This is a genomic window from Actinomadura formosensis NBRC 14204, assembly GCF_001552155.1.
GTDB lineage: Bacteria > Actinomycetota > Actinomycetes > Streptosporangiales > Streptosporangiaceae > Spirillospora > Spirillospora formosensis.
On sequence record NZ_BCQQ01000008.1, the window covers coordinates 1 to 17,688 of the forward strand.

19 protein-coding genes are annotated in these 17,688 nt (G+C 69.9%); 10 read left to right on the plus strand and 9 right to left on the minus strand.

Going from position 1 to position 17,688, the window contains the following annotated elements; translation table 11 throughout:
* The coding region (locus AF1_RS03190; protein ID WP_255218770.1) for a transglycosylase domain-containing protein at window positions 1–2,364 on the plus strand (2,364 nt) is incomplete at its 5' end.
* Window positions 2,365–2,471: 107 nt separating this feature from the next.
* Window positions 2,472–3,920 (plus strand): glycosyltransferase family 87 protein, encoded by a 1,449-nt coding sequence (locus tag AF1_RS03195; protein WP_242608606.1) that lies wholly within the window; start codon window positions 2,472–2,474, stop codon window positions 3,918–3,920.
* Between the two features lie 32 nt (window positions 3,921–3,952).
* Here AF1_RS03195 and AF1_RS03200 read toward each other — a convergent pair whose 3' ends face one another.
* Window positions 3,953–4,879: a MerR family transcriptional regulator gene (locus tag AF1_RS03200; protein WP_067793479.1), complete on the minus strand. Its 927-nt coding sequence runs from the start codon at window positions 4,877–4,879 to the stop codon at window positions 3,953–3,955.
* Window positions 4,880–5,126: 247 nt separating this feature from the next.
* Here AF1_RS03200 and AF1_RS03205 point away from each other — a divergent pair, with 247 nt between their 5' ends.
* Window positions 5,127–5,594, plus strand: a complete 468-nt coding sequence (locus AF1_RS03205) for a barstar family protein (RefSeq protein WP_067793480.1) — start codon at window positions 5,127–5,129, stop codon at window positions 5,592–5,594.
* Between the two features lie 39 nt (window positions 5,595–5,633).
* Here AF1_RS03205 and AF1_RS03210 read toward each other — a convergent pair whose 3' ends face one another.
* From AF1_RS03210 to AF1_RS03220, 3 genes are all read right to left on the minus strand, one after another.
* On the minus strand, window positions 5,634–6,017 hold the full coding sequence (locus AF1_RS03210) for a DUF4190 domain-containing protein (protein WP_067793481.1): 384 nt from the start codon (window positions 6,015–6,017) through the stop codon (window positions 5,634–5,636).
* A 177-nt stretch (window positions 6,018–6,194) separates the two neighbouring features.
* Window positions 6,195–6,962: a deoxyribonuclease IV gene (locus tag AF1_RS03215; protein ID WP_067793482.1), complete on the minus strand. Its 768-nt coding sequence runs from the start codon at window positions 6,960–6,962 to the stop codon at window positions 6,195–6,197.
* Between the two features lie 53 nt (window positions 6,963–7,015).
* The gene (locus AF1_RS03220; RefSeq protein WP_067793483.1) at window positions 7,016–7,321 is read right to left on the minus strand and encodes a hypothetical protein; all 306 of its coding nucleotides are present in this window, start codon (window positions 7,319–7,321) and stop codon (window positions 7,016–7,018) included.
* A gap of 221 nt (window positions 7,322–7,542) precedes the next feature.
* On the opposite strand from AF1_RS03220, the gene AF1_RS35085 reads away from it, so the two are divergent.
* The 5 genes from AF1_RS35085 to rplI all read left to right on the plus strand — a co-directional run bounded on the left by AF1_RS35085 (window position 7,543) and on the right by rplI (window position 9,615).
* Complete coding sequence (locus tag AF1_RS35085) at window positions 7,543–7,710, plus strand: hypothetical protein (protein WP_165488316.1); 168 nt, start codon at window positions 7,543–7,545, stop codon at window positions 7,708–7,710.
* 215 nt (window positions 7,711–7,925) lie between these two features.
* On the plus strand, window positions 7,926–8,216 hold the full coding sequence (rpsF, locus tag AF1_RS03225) for a 30S ribosomal protein S6 (RefSeq protein WP_067793484.1): 291 nt from the start codon (window positions 7,926–7,928) through the stop codon (window positions 8,214–8,216).
* 37 nt (window positions 8,217–8,253) lie between these two features.
* Window positions 8,254–8,832, plus strand: coding sequence for a single-stranded DNA-binding protein (locus tag AF1_RS03230; protein ID WP_067793485.1), 579 nt, complete (start codon window positions 8,254–8,256; stop codon window positions 8,830–8,832).
* Between the two features lie 83 nt (window positions 8,833–8,915).
* Window positions 8,916–9,152, plus strand: coding sequence for a 30S ribosomal protein S18 (gene rpsR / locus AF1_RS03235; protein ID WP_026403973.1), 237 nt, complete (start codon window positions 8,916–8,918; stop codon window positions 9,150–9,152).
* Window positions 9,153–9,168: 16 nt separating this feature from the next.
* Window positions 9,169–9,615: a 50S ribosomal protein L9 gene (gene rplI, locus AF1_RS03240; protein ID WP_067793486.1), complete on the plus strand. Its 447-nt coding sequence runs from the start codon at window positions 9,169–9,171 to the stop codon at window positions 9,613–9,615.
* Window positions 9,616–9,702: 87 nt separating this feature from the next.
* Here the strand turns inward: rplI and AF1_RS03245 are convergent, their stop codons facing one another.
* The 3 genes from AF1_RS03245 to AF1_RS03255 form a co-directional block, all read right to left on the minus strand.
* The gene (locus AF1_RS03245; protein ID WP_067793487.1) at window positions 9,703–10,050 is read right to left on the minus strand and encodes a VOC family protein; all 348 of its coding nucleotides are present in this window, start codon (window positions 10,048–10,050) and stop codon (window positions 9,703–9,705) included.
* 90 nt (window positions 10,051–10,140) lie between these two features.
* Complete coding sequence (locus tag AF1_RS03250) at window positions 10,141–10,329, minus strand: hypothetical protein (RefSeq protein ID WP_052357975.1); 189 nt, start codon at window positions 10,327–10,329, stop codon at window positions 10,141–10,143.
* Between the two features lie 54 nt (window positions 10,330–10,383).
* Window positions 10,384–11,709, minus strand: a complete 1,326-nt coding sequence (locus tag AF1_RS03255) for an MATE family efflux transporter (RefSeq protein WP_067793488.1) — start codon at window positions 11,707–11,709, stop codon at window positions 10,384–10,386.
* A gap of 338 nt (window positions 11,710–12,047) precedes the next feature.
* Between AF1_RS03255 and AF1_RS03260 the strand changes: the two genes are divergently transcribed.
* The gene (locus tag AF1_RS03260; RefSeq protein WP_067793489.1) at window positions 12,048–15,932 is read left to right on the plus strand and encodes a replicative DNA helicase; all 3,885 of its coding nucleotides are present in this window, start codon (window positions 12,048–12,050) and stop codon (window positions 15,930–15,932) included.
* 12 nt (window positions 15,933–15,944) lie between these two features.
* On the opposite strand, the gene AF1_RS03265 is transcribed toward AF1_RS03260, so the two are convergent.
* Complete coding sequence (locus tag AF1_RS03265; protein ID WP_067793490.1) at window positions 15,945–16,535, minus strand: PadR family transcriptional regulator; 591 nt, start codon at window positions 16,533–16,535, stop codon at window positions 15,945–15,947.
* A gap of 145 nt (window positions 16,536–16,680) precedes the next feature.
* Here AF1_RS03265 and AF1_RS03270 point away from each other — a divergent pair, with 145 nt between their 5' ends.
* The gene (locus AF1_RS03270) at window positions 16,681–17,085 is read left to right on the plus strand and encodes a nuclear transport factor 2 family protein (RefSeq protein ID WP_067793491.1); all 405 of its coding nucleotides are present in this window, start codon (window positions 16,681–16,683) and stop codon (window positions 17,083–17,085) included.
* A gap of 89 nt (window positions 17,086–17,174) precedes the next feature.
* On the opposite strand, the gene AF1_RS03275 is transcribed toward AF1_RS03270, so the two are convergent.
* Window positions 17,175–17,645, minus strand: coding sequence for a GNAT family N-acetyltransferase (locus AF1_RS03275; RefSeq protein WP_242608605.1), 471 nt, complete (start codon window positions 17,643–17,645; stop codon window positions 17,175–17,177).
* Window positions 17,646–17,688 lie beyond the last annotated feature (43 nt).

The window sequence follows — 17,688 nt, forward strand, 5'->3', positions numbered from 1 at the left end:
CCCGGTGGCCCCGGCGGTCCGGGTGGGCCGGGCGGTCCCGGCGGCCGCGGCCCCGGCGGGGCCGGCGGCGGCTCCGGAGGCGGGGACGGCTTCTGGGGCGGCGAGGGGCGCGGACGGCGCGAGAAGCACTCCGCGGACACCGAGAAGAAGACCGGCTGGCGGCGGTACATACCGTCCTGGAAGATCACCGTCGCCGTCGTCAGCGTGATGATCCTCGGCATGGCCGCGCTCGTCGTCGTCGCCTACGCCAACACCCCGCTGCCGACGAAGGCGCAGCAGGACGCGCTCCGGCAGGAGTCGGTGATCACCTACGCGGACGGGTCCCCGCTCGCCCGGGTCGGCACCCACCGCGAGGACATCGCCCTGAAGGACGTGCCGGTCTTCGTCCAGAACGCGGTGCTCGCCGCGGAGGACCGCAACTTCTGGACCGAGCCCGGTATCTCGCCGACCGGCATCGTGGGCGCGTTCTACCGGGCCGCGACCGGCGGAGACGTCGCCGGCGCCTCGACGATCACCCAGCAGCTGGCCCGTAACTACTGGGCGAACCTCAGCCGGGACCGCACGGTCAGCCGCAAGTTCAAGGAAATCCTCATCTCCGTCCGGATGGGCAAGGAGATGGACAAGAAGAAGATCCTTGAGCTGTACCTCAACACCGTCCCGTTCGGGCGCGACTCGTACGGCATCCAGGCGGCCTCCCGCGCCTACTTCCACAAGCCCGTCACCAAGATCAACGTCTCCGAGGCGGCGGTGCTCGCCGCGATGATCCAGCGGCCGTACTACTTCGCCAGCTACGGCCCGGCGTCCAACCCGGCCAAGAAGGCGCTGATCGACCGCTGGACCTACGTCCTCGACGGGATGGTCGAGCAGAAGTGGCTCGACTCGAACCAGCGGGCGGCGGCGAAGTTCCCGCAGACGCAGAAGCAGTGGAGCGACGTCCCGAACGACCCGAACTCCGGCTACCTGGAAGCCCGCGTGCTCAGCGAGCTGAAGGAGCTCGGCATCGACCGGGAAAGGCTGTCGACCGGGGGCCTGCGGATCACGACCACGTTCAACAAGGAACTGCAGGACTACACCAACGTGGCCGTCAACCAGATCAAGAAGGAGAACGGCCTCAAGTCGGACATCCAGTTCGGGCTCGCGGCGGTCGACCCGAGGACGGGCGGGGTGGTGGCCGCCTACGGCGGCCCCGACTTCCGCAAACAGCAGTTCGACAACTCGTTCCAGGGCAAGGTGCAGCCGGGTTCGTCCTTCAAGCCGATCGTGCTGGCCACCGCGCTCGACCAGGGCGTCAGCCTGCAGACGACGATGGACGGCGCCTACAAGCGGACCATCAACGGTGCGACGTTCACCAACGACAGCAGGTCCGAGAACGGCATCTACAACCTGAAGCAGATGACGGCGATGTCGATCAACACGGCGTACGTCGACCTGGGGCAGAAGGTCCAGTTGACGAACGTCATCGACATGGCCGCGAAGATGGGCATCCCGAAGGACACCCCGAACCTCAACCCGACCTACACCTCGCTGCCGCTCGGCGTCATCGACACGAGCCCCGTCACGATGGCGTCGGTCTACTCGACGTTCGCCGCGGGCGGGAAGCACCGGCAGGCCCACGTGATCGCCAAGATCACCGACGCCAAGGGCCACACCGTCGTGAACAACGAGAACAAGCCGCTCAGCAAGCTGCCCTGGGAGAAGCCGACCCAGGCGTTCTCCGAGGGCGTCGCCGCGGACGCCACGACGGCGATGCGGGCGGTCGTCACGTCCGGTACCGGTACGCGCGCGAGCCTCGGCGCCCGCCCGGTCGCTGGCAAGACCGGTACGACGGACGAGAACAAGTCCGCCTGGTTCGTCGGCTACACCCCGGAGCTCGCGACCTCGGCGGCGATGTGGCGGCAGGACAAGAGCGGCCGGCGCAAGTCGCTGGTCGGCGTCGGCAACTACAGCCAGGTCTACGGTGGTACGGTTCCGGCCGAGCTGTTCAAGCGCTTCATGCTGAAGGCACTGGAGGGCAAGGAGATCAGCCAGTTCCCGCCGGCGGCGAACGGCGGCAGCATCGCCCCCTGGGCGAAGGCGAAGCCGGCGCCGACGCCGACGATCACGCCGTCCCCGTCGGCCACGCCCACCTGCCAGCCGGGCCGGCCGCAGCCGGGCTGCCCGTCGCGTTCGCCGGAGCCGCCGCAGTCGCCGACGCCGGAGCCGGGAGAGGGGCAGCCCTGCAACGAGATGAACCTGCCGCTCGGCTGTGACCCGAACCTTCCGCCCACCGGGGACAAGACCTGGTGGTGCGCGAAGCCGGAGCACCGCAACGACCCCGCCTGCCGGAAGGAGAATCCCGGTCCTGGGACCGAGAACGGCGCCTGACCGGAGCCGGCACTTGCGTTGAGGACGGCCCGGAGCCCGCGGTGGCTCCGGGCCGTTCTCCGTGATGGCGATCAGGGGGCGGCCCGGGACGAATAGTCTTGCTGTCCATGTCGTCGTCTTCTGAGAGGCTCACCATGCCCGCCGACAGCGAGGTGGCGGACCCTCCCGGCCGGCTGAGGCGGCTCGCGCCGGTGCTGACGGGGCTGACCGCCCTGGTGTGCCTGCTCGGCTGGCTGCAGAAGCAGCCGTGCGCGTCGGTGCGGTTCGACTTCATCAAGACGACGACGAACGCGTGCTACACCGACATCTATCCGCTGTACTACGTGCGCGGGCTGAACGACGGCAAGATCCCGTACTTCGACTCGTTCACCGGATCCGACATCCACTACGTCGAGTATCCGGTGCTCAGCGGCGGTTTCATGCAGTTGGTCGGGTGGCTCGTCAAGCCGTTCGGGGCGGACGATCGCGGGCTCGCGTTCTACCACGTGACCGCGCTGATCCTGGCCGTCCTCGCGGTGGTGGCCGTCCTCGCCACGGCGCATGCGGCCGGACGGCGCTCGCTGCGCGCCGGCCTGATGGTGGCGCTGTCCCCCGCGCTGCTGCTCACCGCGTACATCAACTGGGATCTGCTCGCGGTCGCGCTGTCCGCGCTGGCGGTGGCCGCGTGGTCGGCGCGCCGCCCGGCGCTCGCGGGCGCGATGCTCGGCCTGGCGATCGCCGCGAAGTTCTATCCGCTGCTGTTCCTCGGCCCGCTGGTGCTGCTGTGCGTCCGCGCCGGGCGGTGGCGCGCGATGGGACGGCTGCTCGCCGGCACCGCGGCGACCTGGCTGCTCGTCAACCTGCCCGTGATGGTTTTCGCGTGGGACGGCTGGACGGAGTTCTACACCTTCAGCCAGAAACGCGGCGTCGACTGGGGCTCGATCTTCTTCGTCCTGCAGGACCACGGGCTGGCGGAACCCGCGGCCGACACCGAACTGCTCAATCTCCTCGGTACCGGAACGTTCCTCGTGCTCGCCGCCGGTATCGCGGTCCTGGCGCTCGCCGCACCGCGCCGGCCGCGGCTGGCGCAGCTGATGTTCCTGGTGCTGGTCGCGTTCATGCTGCCGAACAAGGTGTGGTCGCCGCAGTACGTGCTCTGGCTGCTGCCGCTCGCGGTGATGGCGCGTCCGAAGCCGCCCGCGTTCGTCGTCTGGCAGCTCGGCGAGATCGCTTACTTCTTCGGCATCTGGTGGTTCCTGCTGTCGGTGTCCGGCCAGACTCCCGGCCAGGACCTGTCCGGCACGGTGTCGGCGGTGCTGAGCCTGGACGCGCCCCAGGGCGGCATCAGCCAGGACGTCTACTCCCTGGCTCTTCTCGCGCGGTTCGCGACCGTCCTCATGCTGGCCGCCCTGGTGGTGTGGGACATTCTTCGCCCGTCCGGTGACGTGGTCCGGTCGGACGGGGAGGACGACCCGGCCGGGGGCGTTCTCGACGGCGCCCCCGATGTGATCTCGCTGGGGCGCTGGCGCGGCGCCCGCCACGCCGGCGCCCCCGTGCCGTCCCAGCCGTGCCCCTAGTCGCGCCCCTAGTCGCGCCCCTAGTCGCGCCCCTAGTCGCGCAGGGCCTCGATGAACCATTCGAACGACGGGGTCATCGCGGGCCAGGAGGGCCAGCCGTTGATGATGGCGATCAGCTGCCAGTAGCGTTCCGCGCGGCGGTCGGTACCGATCTCCGTCCGCTTCCGCAGCTCGCGCCGGAACTCGGCGTCGTCCGTGGCGCCGAGGGCCTCCGCGTAGGCGGCCACCAGCTCGTCGACGATGGGACGGGCCGCGTCCGAACGGGGCTCGATGCCGTCCGCGATCGCCGCCGCGATCTTCTCCCCCGTCAGCCGGCCGAGCCGCGCCGGGTCTTCGGGATAGGCGGCGTTCTCGGTGTCGGCGGCCTGGAACTCGGCCATCCGCCGCACCGCCGCCCGGAAATCGGGGTCGCCGACCAGCTCGGCCAGCTCCACCCAGGCGTCGACCTGCGCGGGCTCGGGATCGTCGGGCAGCTCCGGTAGCGCGGCCCGCATCTTCGCCGCGAAGTCGGGGTTCACGTCGAGTCCGGCGAACGACTCGTCGATGAAGTCGGTGATGATCCGCCGGCGCTCCTCGTCGGACAGCCGGGCGAGCTTGTGCATGAGTTCGATCTCCTCTGGGCTCGATCCGCGTTTCGCCACCGCCCGCAGCACGGCCCGGCGCAGCCGCAGCGTCCGGATCTGCACGTCCAGCGCCTCCGAGTGCGCCGCCGCGACCTCCCCGACGCCGATCTCGCGGTCCAGTACCCGCTGGACCGTGCCGAGGTCGACGCCGAGGTCGCGCAGCGTCCGCACGAGGTCGAGGCGCGCGACGGCCTCCGCGTCGTACAGCCGGTAACCGGCCGCGGTACGGCAGGTGGGCGGGACGACACCCGCGTCGGAGTAGAACCGGATCGTCCGCACCGAAAGGCCGGTCCGTCGCGCCAGTTCCCCGATCGTGTACAAGGTGTCGCCGTCCATGCCCCTCACCCTGGGCCCTCCACCCGCTGGAGACTCAAGCCCATCGTGCCCGTGCTCGCGTCATCGCCGGTCGGCGTGCTGCGCCGGGCATGCGGTGCGGCGGTCGCGGACGTGGTGCGGAACGTCCGTGTCCGGAATCTGGCTATTCGGGGGATTTCGTGGGGAATGCTAGGGAAATGCTCGCGGCGGGGCGGGGCACCCCGGCCACTCGCGAACCGCGGGGACGCAGGAACCGCCGGGAGAGGACGTGAACGCGAACCAAGCACTCACCAGGCTGCTCGCGGGTGGGCTGACGCCGGGCGTCTACCAGTGGCGGACGCCTCCGGTGCCGGGCGCGGTCGGCGACACGAGCTGGACGGAACGGGCCGAGGAGGCCGGCTGGCGCGGCTTCCACCTCGACGGCCGCCGCGCCCGCGACAAGAACGCGTTCCTGCGGCTGTGCGCCGACGTGTTCGAACTCCCCTCGCTGGCCGGCGGCGACTGGGGTGATCTCGGCGACTGCCTCGGGGACCTGTCGTGGACGCCGGCGAAGAGCGGCTACCTGGTGCTGTACGAGTCGTGGGCCGAACTGGCCGACGCCGACCAGAGGTCGCTGCGCGTCGTCCTCAAGGTGTTCGGGGACGCGGTCAAGGTGTGGCGTGACACCTCCACCCCCATGACGGTGCTGATGTCCAGTGTGGGAGTGGAGGTGGCGGGTGTTCCCAGGCTGGCCTGAGCCGGCCGGCCCCGCGGCGGCCTGGCCGGGGCGGGTCAGCTAGGTGCCGGTGGTGGCGCTGCCTCCCACGATCGCGGCCCAGAGGCCGATGTAGAAGATCCAGAAGACCAGCCATCCGGCGGAGACGATGTAGCCGAGGACGAGGCCGGCGACGGCCATCCCGTGACCGCCCTCGCCCGTCCGCTTGATCTGGCCCAGCGCGACATGCCCGAAGATCACCGCCAGGATCGACGTCAGGCCGCAGGCGAGGAAGCCGATCAGGCCGCACACCATGGAGGCGGTCGCCATCCCGTTGGTCGGCGGGAGGGCCGGCACGGAGGGCCCGTAGTAGTGGTGCTGCACGGCCGGGGGCTGCTGGGAGTAGGACTGGGCGTAGGGATCCTGCGCCCCGTAGCCGTAGGGGTCGTAAGGGGGCTGTGCCATGTGCTTCCCGATCGGTTCGCGCGCCCGCCGCCGGAGAGAACGCGCGTGCGCTGAGGGCTTGGTTCCGGATTATGCCAGTGTGACGTGACCTTCGGATTCTGTCGTCAGGCCGGTTGCATGCGGTTTAGATGCGGCGGCCGCCAGGGGGGTTCCCGGGACGATTCCGACTTTGCTTCGTCAGAGCTTGGAACGCAACCATGCGATGTCGTCGGCCTGGCCCGCCACCGGCGTCTCGACCACGACCGGCGCGCCCGCGGCCCGCACCACCGTCAAGATCAACTCTGGGTCGATGCCGCCCCTGCCCAGGTTGGCGTGCCGGTCGGCGCCCGACCCGAACGCGTCCCGGCTGTCGTTGCAGTGCACCAGGTCGATGCGGCCGGTTATGGCCTTGATCCGGTCGACGGCGTCGACGAGTTCCTCACCCGCCGCGTGCGCGTGGCAGGTGTCGAGGCAGAAACCGAGCTTGGAGTCCAGCCCGGGGACCCCGGACAGCACCTCCCACAGCCGCGCGATCCGATCGAACTTGCGCGCCATGGCGTTTCCGCCGCCCGCCGTGTTCTCGATGTAGACCGGAATCGGACACTCGACCCGCTCGAACACCTTGCGCCAGTTCTCGAAGCCCGTTTCGGGGTCGTCGTCCTTCAGCACGTGCCCGCCGTGCACGATCAGCGCCTTGGCCCCGATGGACGCGGCCGCCTCCAGTTGCTGGGTGAGGTTCTTGCGGCTCGGGACGCGGATCCGGTTGTTGGACGTCGCCACGTTGATCGTGTAGGGCGCGTGGATGTAGACGTCCACGCCGGAGCCCTCCAGCGCCTCGACGCCCTCGGGGAGGACGGGCTTCTTCCAGCCCTGCGGATCGCCCAGGAAGAACTGCACGACGTCGGCCCCGACCGCGCGGGCGTTGTCGAGCGGATGGGTCTGGTCGACATGGGCTCCGATGCGCATGCCACGAGCCTAGCCGCGCCCTACGACGGCCAGGGCGTCCTTCCGCCGGGCGGTCAGATCGAGAAGCCGCCGTGGCTCAGCGCGAAGGCGCCGCCGACGAACGCGGCGACCATGCCGACCACGTTCAGCCAGCGCTCGTTCGTCGTCGCCGAGATCATCTGCGAGTACAGCGCGAGCGGCAGGCCGATCACGCCCAGCACGGCGCCGGGGAAGTGGGTCGCCGGAATCCAGCCCAGGATGAGGGCGGCGATTCCGATCGTGACCGCGACGACCGCGAGCACGTCCTGATACCGATGGGACTCGGGCCTGGCCTCTGCGCGCGCGGCCGGCCGCCGTGCGCCGGGTGCCTCCGTTGGCATCGGACCCTCCTCGACGTCGTGGCACCCGCGCCTGGGGCACATGGTGAACGCGGGACCGGACGGACCGTGTGCGTAAAGGAATTCCCACCTGGAGCGAAGATCAACCAGCGTGGGGGCGCGGAAATGTCGGCGGCACCCGGTAGTGTCGAACACAGATTCGAGAACACCGGCCCGGGTCCGATCCCCCGAGGGGAAGCGGGGGAGAGCAGGAGGTGCACACCGTGACGAAAGCGGAGTTGGGGCTCATCGGCGACGCCGAGCTCGTGGAGGAACTGTCGCTGCTGACGACCCAGACCGCCCGGATGCGGGCCCGCATGGCCGACATCATGGCCGAGCTGGAACGGCGCCGCTGTGCCAAGCGCCAGCCAAGGGCCCAGGCCCGCCACTGACACGCCATGGACGAGCCGGCCGCTGCGTCCGGTCCGGGAACCGGCACGGGATCGTTCGCGTGGGCGACCCCCACACCCTCGACTGTTGGTAGCCTGTACCGGTCCCGCGGCAGGTCCGCCCGGCAATCCGGGCCGGTGCCGCCGCGGGAGACGCAAGAGCCCTCCTGTCACGGAGAGACCGTGACCGCATCAGTCCAGAGGAGGTAGGGACCAGCATGCGTCGTTACGAACTCATGACCATTCTCGACCCCGCCATCGACGAGCGCACCGCGAACGCCGCGCTCGACCCGTTCCTGAAGGTCGTCAAGGACGGCGGCGGCAGTGTGGAGAAGGTCGACGTCTGGGGCCGCCGGCGCCTGGCGTACGACATCCAGAAGAAGTCCGAAGGCATCTACGCGGTGATCGACCTGTCGGCCGAGCCTGCCACGGTCAAGGAGCTCGACCGGCAGCTCAACCTGAGCGAGTCGATCCTCCGTACCAAGGTCATCCGCCCCGAGGTCCACTGAGCCAGGCTCAGCCCTCACAGCAGCCGGAGCGAGCCCCATGGCAGGCGACACCGTAATCACGATCGTCGGGAACCTCGTCGAGGACCCGAATCTGCGCTTCACCCCGAGCGGCCAGGCGGTCGCGTCGTTCCGCCTCGCCTCGACCCCGCGGTTCTTCGACCGCCAGTCGGGCGATTGGAAGGACGGCGAAGCCCTGTTCCTGACCTGCAACGTCTGGCGGCAGGCCGCCGAGAACGTCGCCGAGACCCTGCAGCGCGGTATGCGGGTCATCGTGCAGGGACGCCTCAAGCAGCGGTCGTACGAGACCCGCGAGGGTGAGAAGCGCACCGTCTTCGAGATCGAGGTCGACGAGGTCGGCCCGTCGCTGCGCAATGCGACCGCCAAGGTCAACAAGACCCAGCGGCAGGGCGGCGGTTTCGGCGGCGGTGGTCAGGACGGCGGCTTCGGAGGCGGCGGCCAGCAGGGCGGCGGCTTCGGAGGCGGCGGCGGCCAGCAGCAGGGCGGCGGCGGCTTCGGAGGCGGCGGCGGCCAGCAGCAGGGCAACGCCCCGTCCGACCCCTGGGCCACCGGCGGCGGCGGCGGTGGCGGCGGATACTCCGACGACCCGCCGTTCTAGCTCCGTCGCTCCGGCGCGACCACGGCAACACCCAGTACACGTCCATTCCCGCGTGAGCGGGGCTCTCCCAAAGGAGCACCACGATGGCGAAGCCACCTCCCCGCAAGCCCAAGAAGAAGGTTTGCGTTTTCTGCCAGGAGAAGATCTCCTACGTCGACTACAAGGACACGGTCCTGCTGCGGAAGTTCATCTCCGACCGCGGCAAGATCCGTGCCCGTCGGGTGACCGGCAACTGCACCCAGCACCAGCGGGACGTCGCCACGGCGATCAAGAACGCCCGCGAGATGGCGCTGCTGCCGTACACCAGCACCGCGCGCTGAGGCAGGAGGAACGATCATGAAGCTCATCCTGACCCAGCAGGTCTCCGGGCTCGGCGAGCCCGGTGACGTCATCGAGGTCCGCGACGGCTACGGCCGCAACTACCTCATCCCCCGCGGGTTCGCGATCAAGTGGACCCGGGGCGCCGAGAAGGAGATCGACTCCATCAAGAAGGCGCGTTCGGCCCGCGAGATCGCGACCGTCGAGCACGCCAAGGAGGTCGCCGACCGGCTCGGCGGGCTGCGCGTCACGCTGCGCACCCGGACCGGCAGCAACGGCCGCCTGTTCGGCGCCGTGACCGCCGCCGACATCGCCGAGGCGGTCCGTGCCGCCAACGGCCCCGACCTGGACCGCCGCCGCATCGAGATCGGCAACCCGATCAAGACCGTCGGCACCCACCGGGTCAGCGTCCGGCTGCACAGCGACGTCAACGCCACGATCGACATCAACGTCGTCGAGGCCTGACACCACGTCCGGCCGAACGGCCCCCGAGCCCACCCGGGCCCGGGGGCCGTTCCGCGTCCCGGCACCGTCCTCGTGGCGCCGGAGGCGTCAGCGGTGGCCCAGAACGTTGACCACGCGGCCGTTGGGGTCGCGGACGAAGAACCGCCGTACGCCCCACTCCTCGTCCTGCAGGGGGTGAACGATCTCCGCGCCGCTGTCCCGCATGACCGCGTAAGCCGCATCCACGTCGTCGACCTCGATGCTCATATCGGGGGTGAGCGGGGCGGTTTTGTCGCCGGTCATCACGCTGACCTGGGCCACCGGATTGGCCGGGGAGGCGAGCGTCATGATCCAGCCGAGATTCATGACTTCTTCGAGGCCCAGCAGGCCATAGAACTCCCGGCTCTCCTGTGCGGCCGCTGACTGGATGATGGGCATGACACGGCGAACGGCCATTGACAACTCCCGATGGGAACGGGCACGGATCCGGGACCGTCCAGGGGTACTACGCCCCGTCCGTCGCCGCACGCACTTTCGCGACCCGGCTCAGGTCTCCGGGGTCGTGTACCGGGTGCGGCGGCGGGCGATCTCGGGGTCGATGCCCTCGACCAGCGACCAGATGCCCGCCACCCGTTCCACCAGGGTCTCCGGGGGCAGCCCGGCCAGGCCCTCGGCCGCCAGGTCGTCGATCGCCTGCGTCAGCCGGGCCATCCGCTCGCCGTGTGTGGAACACATGTTCGAATCGTAGCGGCTGTGGCCCCCGGTGCAGGTGCGAAACGCCGAATCCGGCTAGCGGCCGGCGCCGGTGACCATCCACCGGTCGCCGCGGGCGCGCAGGCCCAGGGTGAACATGCGGGTCAGCATCCACAGGCCGATCGCGACCCAGAGCCCGGTCAGGCCCGCGTCCGCCCGGTAGAGGACGATGGCCGCGGGCAGGAAGACGACCGTGGCGATCAGCGTCGTCACCGCCAGGTACGGGCCGTCCCCGGCGCCGATCAGGATGCCGTCCAGGACGAACACCACTCCCGCGACCGGTTGCAGCACCGCGACCAGGAGCAGCGAGGCGAAGAGCAGGCGCCGGACGTCGCCGTCCGAGGTGAACAGCGCGGGCAGCCAGGGACGCACCACGAGGATGATCAGCCCGAACGCGACACCGCAGCCGATGCCCCACCCCACCATCCGGCGCGTGACGGCGCGCGTCCCGGAGACGTCGGACGCGCCCAGGTAGCGTCCGGTGATGGCCTGGCCGGCGATCGCGATGGCGTCGAGCGCGAACGCCAGGAGCGTCCACACCTGGAAGCCGACCTGGTACGCGGCTATCTCCGGGTCGCCCATCCGGGCGGCGATCGACGTCCCCACGATGAGGACGATGCGGAGCGCCGCCGTCCGGACCAGAAGGCCGAAGCCCGCCGTGGCGGACGCCCTCAGCCCGGCCACGTCGGGACGGACCGGAGCCCCGTGGCGCCGCGCCGCGCGCAGGACGACCACCGCGTAGACGGCCGCGCTGCCCGTCTGGGCGAGGACGGTGCCCCAGGCCGAGCCGGCGATCCCCCAGCCCAGGGCGAGCACGAACACGGCGTTGAGCAGGAGGTTCGCCGAGAACCCGCCGAGGGACACGGCGAGCGGCGTGCGCGTGTCCTGCAGGCCGCGAAGCACGCCGGTGCCGGCCAGCACGACCAGCATCGACGGAATCCCGAACAGGCTCACCCGGAGATAGGTCTCGGCGTACGGGGCCACGGCCGGGGAAGCGCCGAACGCGTCCACGATCCCCGGGACCAGCGGCCAGCCGGCCGCGACCAGCACCGCCCCGATGGCGAGCGCGAGCCACATGCCGTCGATGCCCTGCCGGATCGCCGCCCGCAGATCTCCGGCGCCGATCTGCCGCGCGACCCCGGCGGTCGTCCCGTAGGCGAGGAAGACGCACAGGTAGACGAGGGTGCTCAGGGCCTGGCCCGCGACCCCGAGACCGCCCAGCGGCGCGGTGCCGAGATGCCCGACGATCGCCGAGTCCGACAGCAGGAACAGGGGTTCGGCGACGAGCGCGCCGAAGGCCGGCACGGCCAGGCGCAGGATCTCGCGGTCATGCGCGGTCGCGAGCCGCCGGGGGGTCGTCACCGCGCCGAGGCTACCAGCCCGTAACTGACGTAAATAGATCAGTCCTTACAGTGCGGTGGCCGGCCGACTTTCTTTCCCACACAGCCGGTGGACGACGTTCTCGCAGTTCAATGCGGTGGCTCGTGGCTCGTCCATAGGAAATCCACAAAGTTGTCCACAGGTCGTGCACAACCTGTCCGGCGTGTCTGCACAGGCAGTCCACAGGTTTGTCCACAGGCGGCTTTGCTCTCGGCCGCACGGGCTCGCGAGAATGTCCGACGCGTCAGATAGACGTGTGATGAACGATCGGCGATGAGGCGGGCGGGGCCGCCGACGGCCGGGATGAGGGGGGTGCGACGGTGAGCGTGGCCGAGATCGGACCACCGGAGCATGAGTTCGAGCGCACCCCACCGCATGACATCTCGGCGGAACAGGGCGTGCTCGGCGGCATGCTCCTCTCCCAGGACGCCATCGCCGAGGTCGTCGAGTTGCTGCGCACCCCGGACTTCTACCGTCCCGCGCACCAGATCATCTACGACGTCGTCCTCGACCTGTACGGGCGCGGCGACCCCGCCGACGCCGTCACGGTCGCCGGCGAACTCACCAAGAACGGCCAGATCGCCCGCATCGGCGGCGCCCCCTACCTGCACACCCTGATCTCCCTGGTGCCGACCGCGGCCAACGCGGGGTACTACGCGAAGATCGTCCACGAGCGCGCGATCCTGCGCCGCCTGGTCGAGACGGGGACCCGCATCGTCCAGATGGGCTACGCCGCCGACGGTGCCGACGCCGACGAGGTCCTCGACCGCGCCCAGGCCGAGGTCTTCGCGATCGCCGAGAAGCGCGCCGGTGAGGACTACGTCGCGCTGTCGGAGATCATGCCCGGCGCCCTGGACGAGATCGAGGCCATCGGCAGCCGCGGCGGCCAGATGGTCGGCTGCCCCACCGGCTTCGCCGACCTCGACGCCCTGACCAACGGTCTCCACCCCGGCCAGATGATCGTGGTGGCGGCAAGACCGGCCATGGGCAAAGCGGTCAAATTGGACACACCGCTACCGACCCCGACCGGTTGGACGACCATGGGCGAGGTCGAGGTGGGAGACCGCCTGATCGGTGCCGACGGCAGGCCGACCCGCGTCGTCGCCGCCACCGAGGTGATGCGCGACCGGCCCTGCTACGAGATCGAATTCTCCGGCGGCGAGGTCATCGTCGCCGACGCCCAGCACCAGTGGCGCACCACGACAGGGACGGTCCACCGGCACGGCGAGGCCGGCGGGGGCGGCTCCGAGAACCGGGCCGCGCTCCGCACCCGCACGAGCGCGGGGCGGCGCGGCAAGACCGGGGCACTCCCCGGACGCTTTCCGGTGATGGCGGACGAGGCGCCGCGCTCTTCCGATGTGCTGCCGGGGAAGCCCGTCCGGCGACCGCACGGGCACTCCACCCGAACCGGTGTCGGGGCAGTGGTCTCGGCCGGCACGGACAGAAGGACTCCGGGCGGGCCGCCTGAGCCGCACGGTCCGGCGGCCCGGCGCCATGAGGGGGCCGCATCGCTCGCCGGTCTTCCCCGGATCCGGACGACCGAGGAGATCTTCGCGACGCTTCGGCACGAGGGGCGCCCCGTCCATGCGGTGGAGGTCGCCGCCGCCTTCGACCTCCCCGAGGCCGATCTCCCCGTCGACCCCTATGTCCTGGGGGTGTGGCTCGGCGCGGGAGACGCCGGGGACGCGCGCATCACCTGCCTCGACGGCATGATCATCGCCCAGGTCGAGGCGGCGGGGCAGCGGGTCGACCCGGAGCCGGTCCCCGGCTGCCACCTGCTGCCCGGAATCCGGGGTCACCTGCGCTCCCTCGCCCTGCTGGACGGAAAACACGTCCCGACGCGGTATCTGCGGGCGTCCAGGGCCCAGCGGCGGGCGCTGCTGGCCGGGCTGCTCGATGTCCGCGGTCACGTGTCCGCGGACGGACGCGTCGATCTCGCCTTCTCCTCCGCACGGTTCGCCGGGGGGGTGCACGAACTCCTCCTCAGCCTCGGCCATCGTGCCGAGCTGACGACCGGCCGGGCGGAGCCGGGCGAACGGGTGCACGAGATCGGCTTCACGCCTGCCGAGACGGTGTTCCGGCTGCCGCGCAAGGCGGCCCGGCAGCGCACGGACGTCCCCGCGGAACCGCAGGTCCGGTACATCGTGGACGTGCGGCCGGTCGAGAGCGTGCCGGTGCGGTGCGTCCAGGTCGACAACGACGACCACATGTACCTGGCGGGGCGCTCCTGCATCCCGACGCACAACTCGACGCTCGCGCTCGACTTCGCCCGTGCCGCGTCCATCAAGCACGGCCTGACCTCGGCGTTCTTCAGCCTGGAGATGGGCCGCAACGAGATCACGATGCGCCTGCTGTCGGCCGAGGCGCGGGTGGCGCTGCACGCGATGCGGTCCGGCACCATGCAGGACGAGGACTGGACCCGCCTCGCCCGGCGGATGAGCGAGGTCGCCGAGGCCCCGCTCTTCATCGATGACTCACCGAACATGTCGATGATGGAGATCCGCGCGAAGTGCCGGCGCCTCAAGCAGCAGCATGACCTGCGCCTCGTCATCATCGACTACCTGCAGCTGATGACCTCGGGAAAGCGTGTGGAGAGCCGCCAGGTCGAGGTCTCGGAGTTCTCCCGGTCGCTGAAGCTCCTCGCCAAGGAACTGGGCGTCCCGGTCATCGCGCTGTCGCAGCTCAACCGAGGTCCCGAGCAGCGGACGGACAAGAAGCCCATGGTGTCCGACCTCCGCGAATCGGGATGCGTCACGGCTGCCACCCGGATCATGCGTGCGGACACCAATGAGGAGGTCACGATCGGTGAACTCGTGGCCGGCGGCGCGCACGATGTTCCCGTGTGGGCGCTCGATGAGCGCTTGAAGTATGTACCGCGAACGATGACGCACGCCTTTTCCAGCGGGCGTAAGGAGGTCTTCCGCGTCAGGCTGGCTTCCGGCAAGGAGATCGAGGCCACCGCGAACCACCCGTTCCTGACCTGTCACGGCTGGAAGCCGCTCGGAGAGCTGGCGCCCGGCTCCCGCGTCGCCGTGTCCCGGCATGTGCCGCCGCCACTGGAGCCCAAGGCATGGCCCGAGGCGCGCGTGATCTTGCTGGCCCACCTGATCGGTGGCGGATCTTTCGGCAAGGGCCGGCCGATCCGGTACGCGAGTGAGGACTGGGCGTGCCTGCGGGCGGTCATCGAGGCGGCCGGGCACTTCGGTGTCACCGCTGTTCGAGACGGAGATGCGGACGCGCGGGTCACCACGCTGCGTTTGCCGGGCCCCGGCGGCCCGCCGCATAACCGCCCGAACCCGGTCGCCGAGTGGCTCGATGACCTGGGGCTCCTCGGAACGCGTTCGCACGAGAAGTTCGTGCCGGCGCCGGTGTTCGGCCTTCCCAAGGAGCAGGTCGCCCTCTTCATCCGGCATCTGTGGGCCACCGGCGGGCGCGTGCACGGGGACGCTGAGCGTGGGCGGTACGACGTCCACTACGCGTCCGCGAGCAGACGGCTCGTGGACGACGTTTCCGTGCTGCTGCTGCGGTTCGGAATTCCGTCCAGCGTCAAGAGCGTCACCAAGGACGCCCGTCGTTGCGAATACCGGCTCCACATCCACGGCGCGGAGAACCAGCTCGCGTTCTTCGAATCCGTCCGTGTGCATGGGGCACGCGGCGCCCTGGCCGCGGCCGCCGCCGAGAATCTCCGTGGTGTTCGGTCGAATACCAACCGCGAGACCGTTTCCCACGAGGTGTGGGACGACGTCCGGCGGATCCTCGCCGAGGGCCGGATGCCGCATCGGGAGTTCTCGGCCCCGATCGGTGCTCGGTCCGGTGGCGGTGTCCTCTCGCGGCGTGCGCCTGGTCGTGAGCGTCTTGGCCGGGTGGCGACGGTGCTGGACGGTGCCGAGCTGGAGCTGCTGTGCACCAACGACGTGTTGTGGGACGAGATAGCCGAGATCGAAAGCATCGGGCGGCAAGAGGTTTATGACGCCACCGTGCTGGGGCTCCATAATTTCGTGGCGAACGGGATTACCCTGCACAACTCGATCGAGCAGGACGCGGACATGGTGATCCTGCTGCACCGCGAGGACGCCTACGAGAAGGAGTCGCCGCGCGCCGGCGAGGCCGACCTGATCGTCGCCAAGCACCGCAACGGCCCGACCGCGACCGTCACGGTCGCCTTCCAGGGCCATTACAGCCGCTTCGTCGACATGGCTCAGTAGCGGCGTCCGGTGCTAGGGCTTGGCCGATCTGGTCACCTGCTGGGGCCGGGATTCGGTGCGGTCGGTGAGGATGGCCAGGGTCTGCCGGCACCAGCGGAGGTTTTCGCGTTCGAACGCCAGGCCGCGCGTCAGGGTCAGGTAGGGGCCGATGCGGTCGGCGGTGGCGAGGTACCCGTCCTCGGTGCGGCCGTCCAGGAAGCGGGCACGGAGACGTTCGAAGCGGGCGATCTTGGATTCGGCCCAGGCCATGCGTTCGCGGATGGCGTTCATGACGGCCTCGGCGTCGCCCGCGTCGATCGCCTGGACCTGGACCATCAGTTCTTCGCGGATCGCGCCGGGGCGTGGCGGGGTGGCGGTGAAGTCGTACAGGGCGCGGCGGCCGGCGTCGGTGAGGGAGAACAGGCGTTTGTTGGGGCGGCGCTCCTGCTGGACGACGCGTGCCTCGATGAGGCCCTCGTCCGACATCTTGTCCAGTTCCCGGTAGAGCTGTTGCGGGGTGGCCGTCCAGAAGTTGGCGGCTCCGGCGTCGAAGCTCTTGGACAGGTCGTAACCGGATGCCTCGCCCTCCAGAAGCGTGGCCAGAACCGCGTGCCGCAACGACATGGCCCGAGCCTAGCGGTAGCCATGGACGACTCTGCTGCTGGTCAACTATGTGATGAGCGTCATGCGGCCGGTATCTGGACGGGCCCTCCGGACGTGATTAGCGTCCCTCGCACCTAGTCAACAAATTGAGTATGGGGGTGGGTGCATGTACCCGTTCCGACAGGCGGCCGAGGCCGGGGACATGGCGACGATCGAGGGGCTGCTGGCGGACAACGTGGTGTTCACCAGTCCGGTGGCGTTCAAGCCGTATGAGGGGAAGGCGATCACGGCGGCGATCCTGCGGGGCGTGATGCGGGTGTTCCAGGACTTCCGCTATGTCCGGGAGATCGTCAGCGCGGACGGCCGCGACCACGCGCTGATGTTCCAGACGACGGTGAACGGTCGCCAACTGCACGGATGCGACTTCCTGCACATTGATGAGAACGGCCTGATCGACGACCTCACCGTCATGGTGCGGCCCTTGTCGGCCGCCAACGCGCTCGCCGAGGCGATGGGCGCGCAGTTCGACCGGATCGAGCGTGAGGCGCTGGCCGCGCGGACGCGGGAATAGCGGCCGTCGGCCGGAGACGGGTGGCTCGGAGCGGATGCGCGGAAAGCGCCGTCTCCGAGCCACTCGAATGTGGCCGGTATGGCTTCCGGTTACTGGACGGCTGGACGCTCGTAGATCAGTTCGCGGCCGTCTTGCTCGTCCCATTGTTCCCCGACGTGGGTGAAGCCGTATCCGGCGATCGTCGCCAATGAGGCCGCGTTCTCGGGACTGATCGCCGCGCGAACGGTCGTGACGTACGGTTCCGCCGCGGCCCGGTCGAGAAGCGCGGAGAGCATCGCTTTCGCATAACCTTTGCGGCGGTGCGCGGGATCGACCGAGTAGGCGACTTCCACCGTGCCGTTCTGGGGCGCCCCGTGGAAACCGGCATGCCCGACGACGTGGCCTTCGGGGACCGCGACGACGGCTCGGACGATCCATGCGGCATGGGACGGATCGCGGGCGAGCTGGGTGAGGCGGAAACGCCAGAGCCATTTCGCTTCGTCGGTCGTGAAGTACTCGGTGAGCGGAATCCCGGCGGCTTTTCCGGCGCGCTCAAGATCTCCGTCCACCAGGGCGTTCATTGCGGCCGGAGGTAGTTCGACAAGGCGAATCGCAGGTGACATC

Coding starts and splice junctions, on each gene's coding strand:
- AF1_RS03195 (WP_242608606.1), top strand. CDS start 2,472: ATGTCGTCGTCTTCTGAGAGGCTCACCATGCCCGCCGACAGCGAGGTG.
- AF1_RS03200 (WP_067793479.1), bottom strand. CDS start 4,879: ATGGACGGCGACACCTTGTACACGATCGGGGAACTGGCGCGACGGACC.
- AF1_RS03210 (WP_067793481.1), bottom strand. CDS start 6,017: ATGGCACAGCCCCCTTACGACCCCTACGGCTACGGGGCGCAGGATCCC.
- AF1_RS03215 (WP_067793482.1), bottom strand. CDS start 6,962: ATGCGCATCGGAGCCCATGTCGACCAGACCCATCCGCTCGACAACGCC.
- AF1_RS03220 (WP_067793483.1), bottom strand. CDS start 7,321: ATGCCAACGGAGGCACCCGGCGCACGGCGGCCGGCCGCGCGCGCAGAG.
- rpsF (WP_067793484.1), top strand. CDS start 7,926: ATGCGTCGTTACGAACTCATGACCATTCTCGACCCCGCCATCGACGAG.
- AF1_RS03230 (WP_067793485.1), top strand. CDS start 8,254: ATGGCAGGCGACACCGTAATCACGATCGTCGGGAACCTCGTCGAGGAC.
- rpsR (WP_026403973.1), top strand. CDS start 8,916: ATGGCGAAGCCACCTCCCCGCAAGCCCAAGAAGAAGGTTTGCGTTTTC.
- rplI (WP_067793486.1), top strand. CDS start 9,169: ATGAAGCTCATCCTGACCCAGCAGGTCTCCGGGCTCGGCGAGCCCGGT.
- AF1_RS03245 (WP_067793487.1), bottom strand. CDS start 10,050: ATGGCCGTTCGCCGTGTCATGCCCATCATCCAGTCAGCGGCCGCACAG.
- AF1_RS03250 (WP_052357975.1), bottom strand. CDS start 10,329: ATGTGTTCCACACACGGCGAGCGGATGGCCCGGCTGACGCAGGCGATC.
- AF1_RS03265 (WP_067793490.1), bottom strand. CDS start 16,535: ATGTCGTTGCGGCACGCGGTTCTGGCCACGCTTCTGGAGGGCGAGGCA.
- AF1_RS03270 (WP_067793491.1), top strand. CDS start 16,681: ATGTACCCGTTCCGACAGGCGGCCGAGGCCGGGGACATGGCGACGATC.
- AF1_RS03275 (WP_242608605.1), bottom strand. CDS start 17,645: ATGAACGCCCTGGTGGACGGAGATCTTGAGCGCGCCGGAAAAGCCGCC.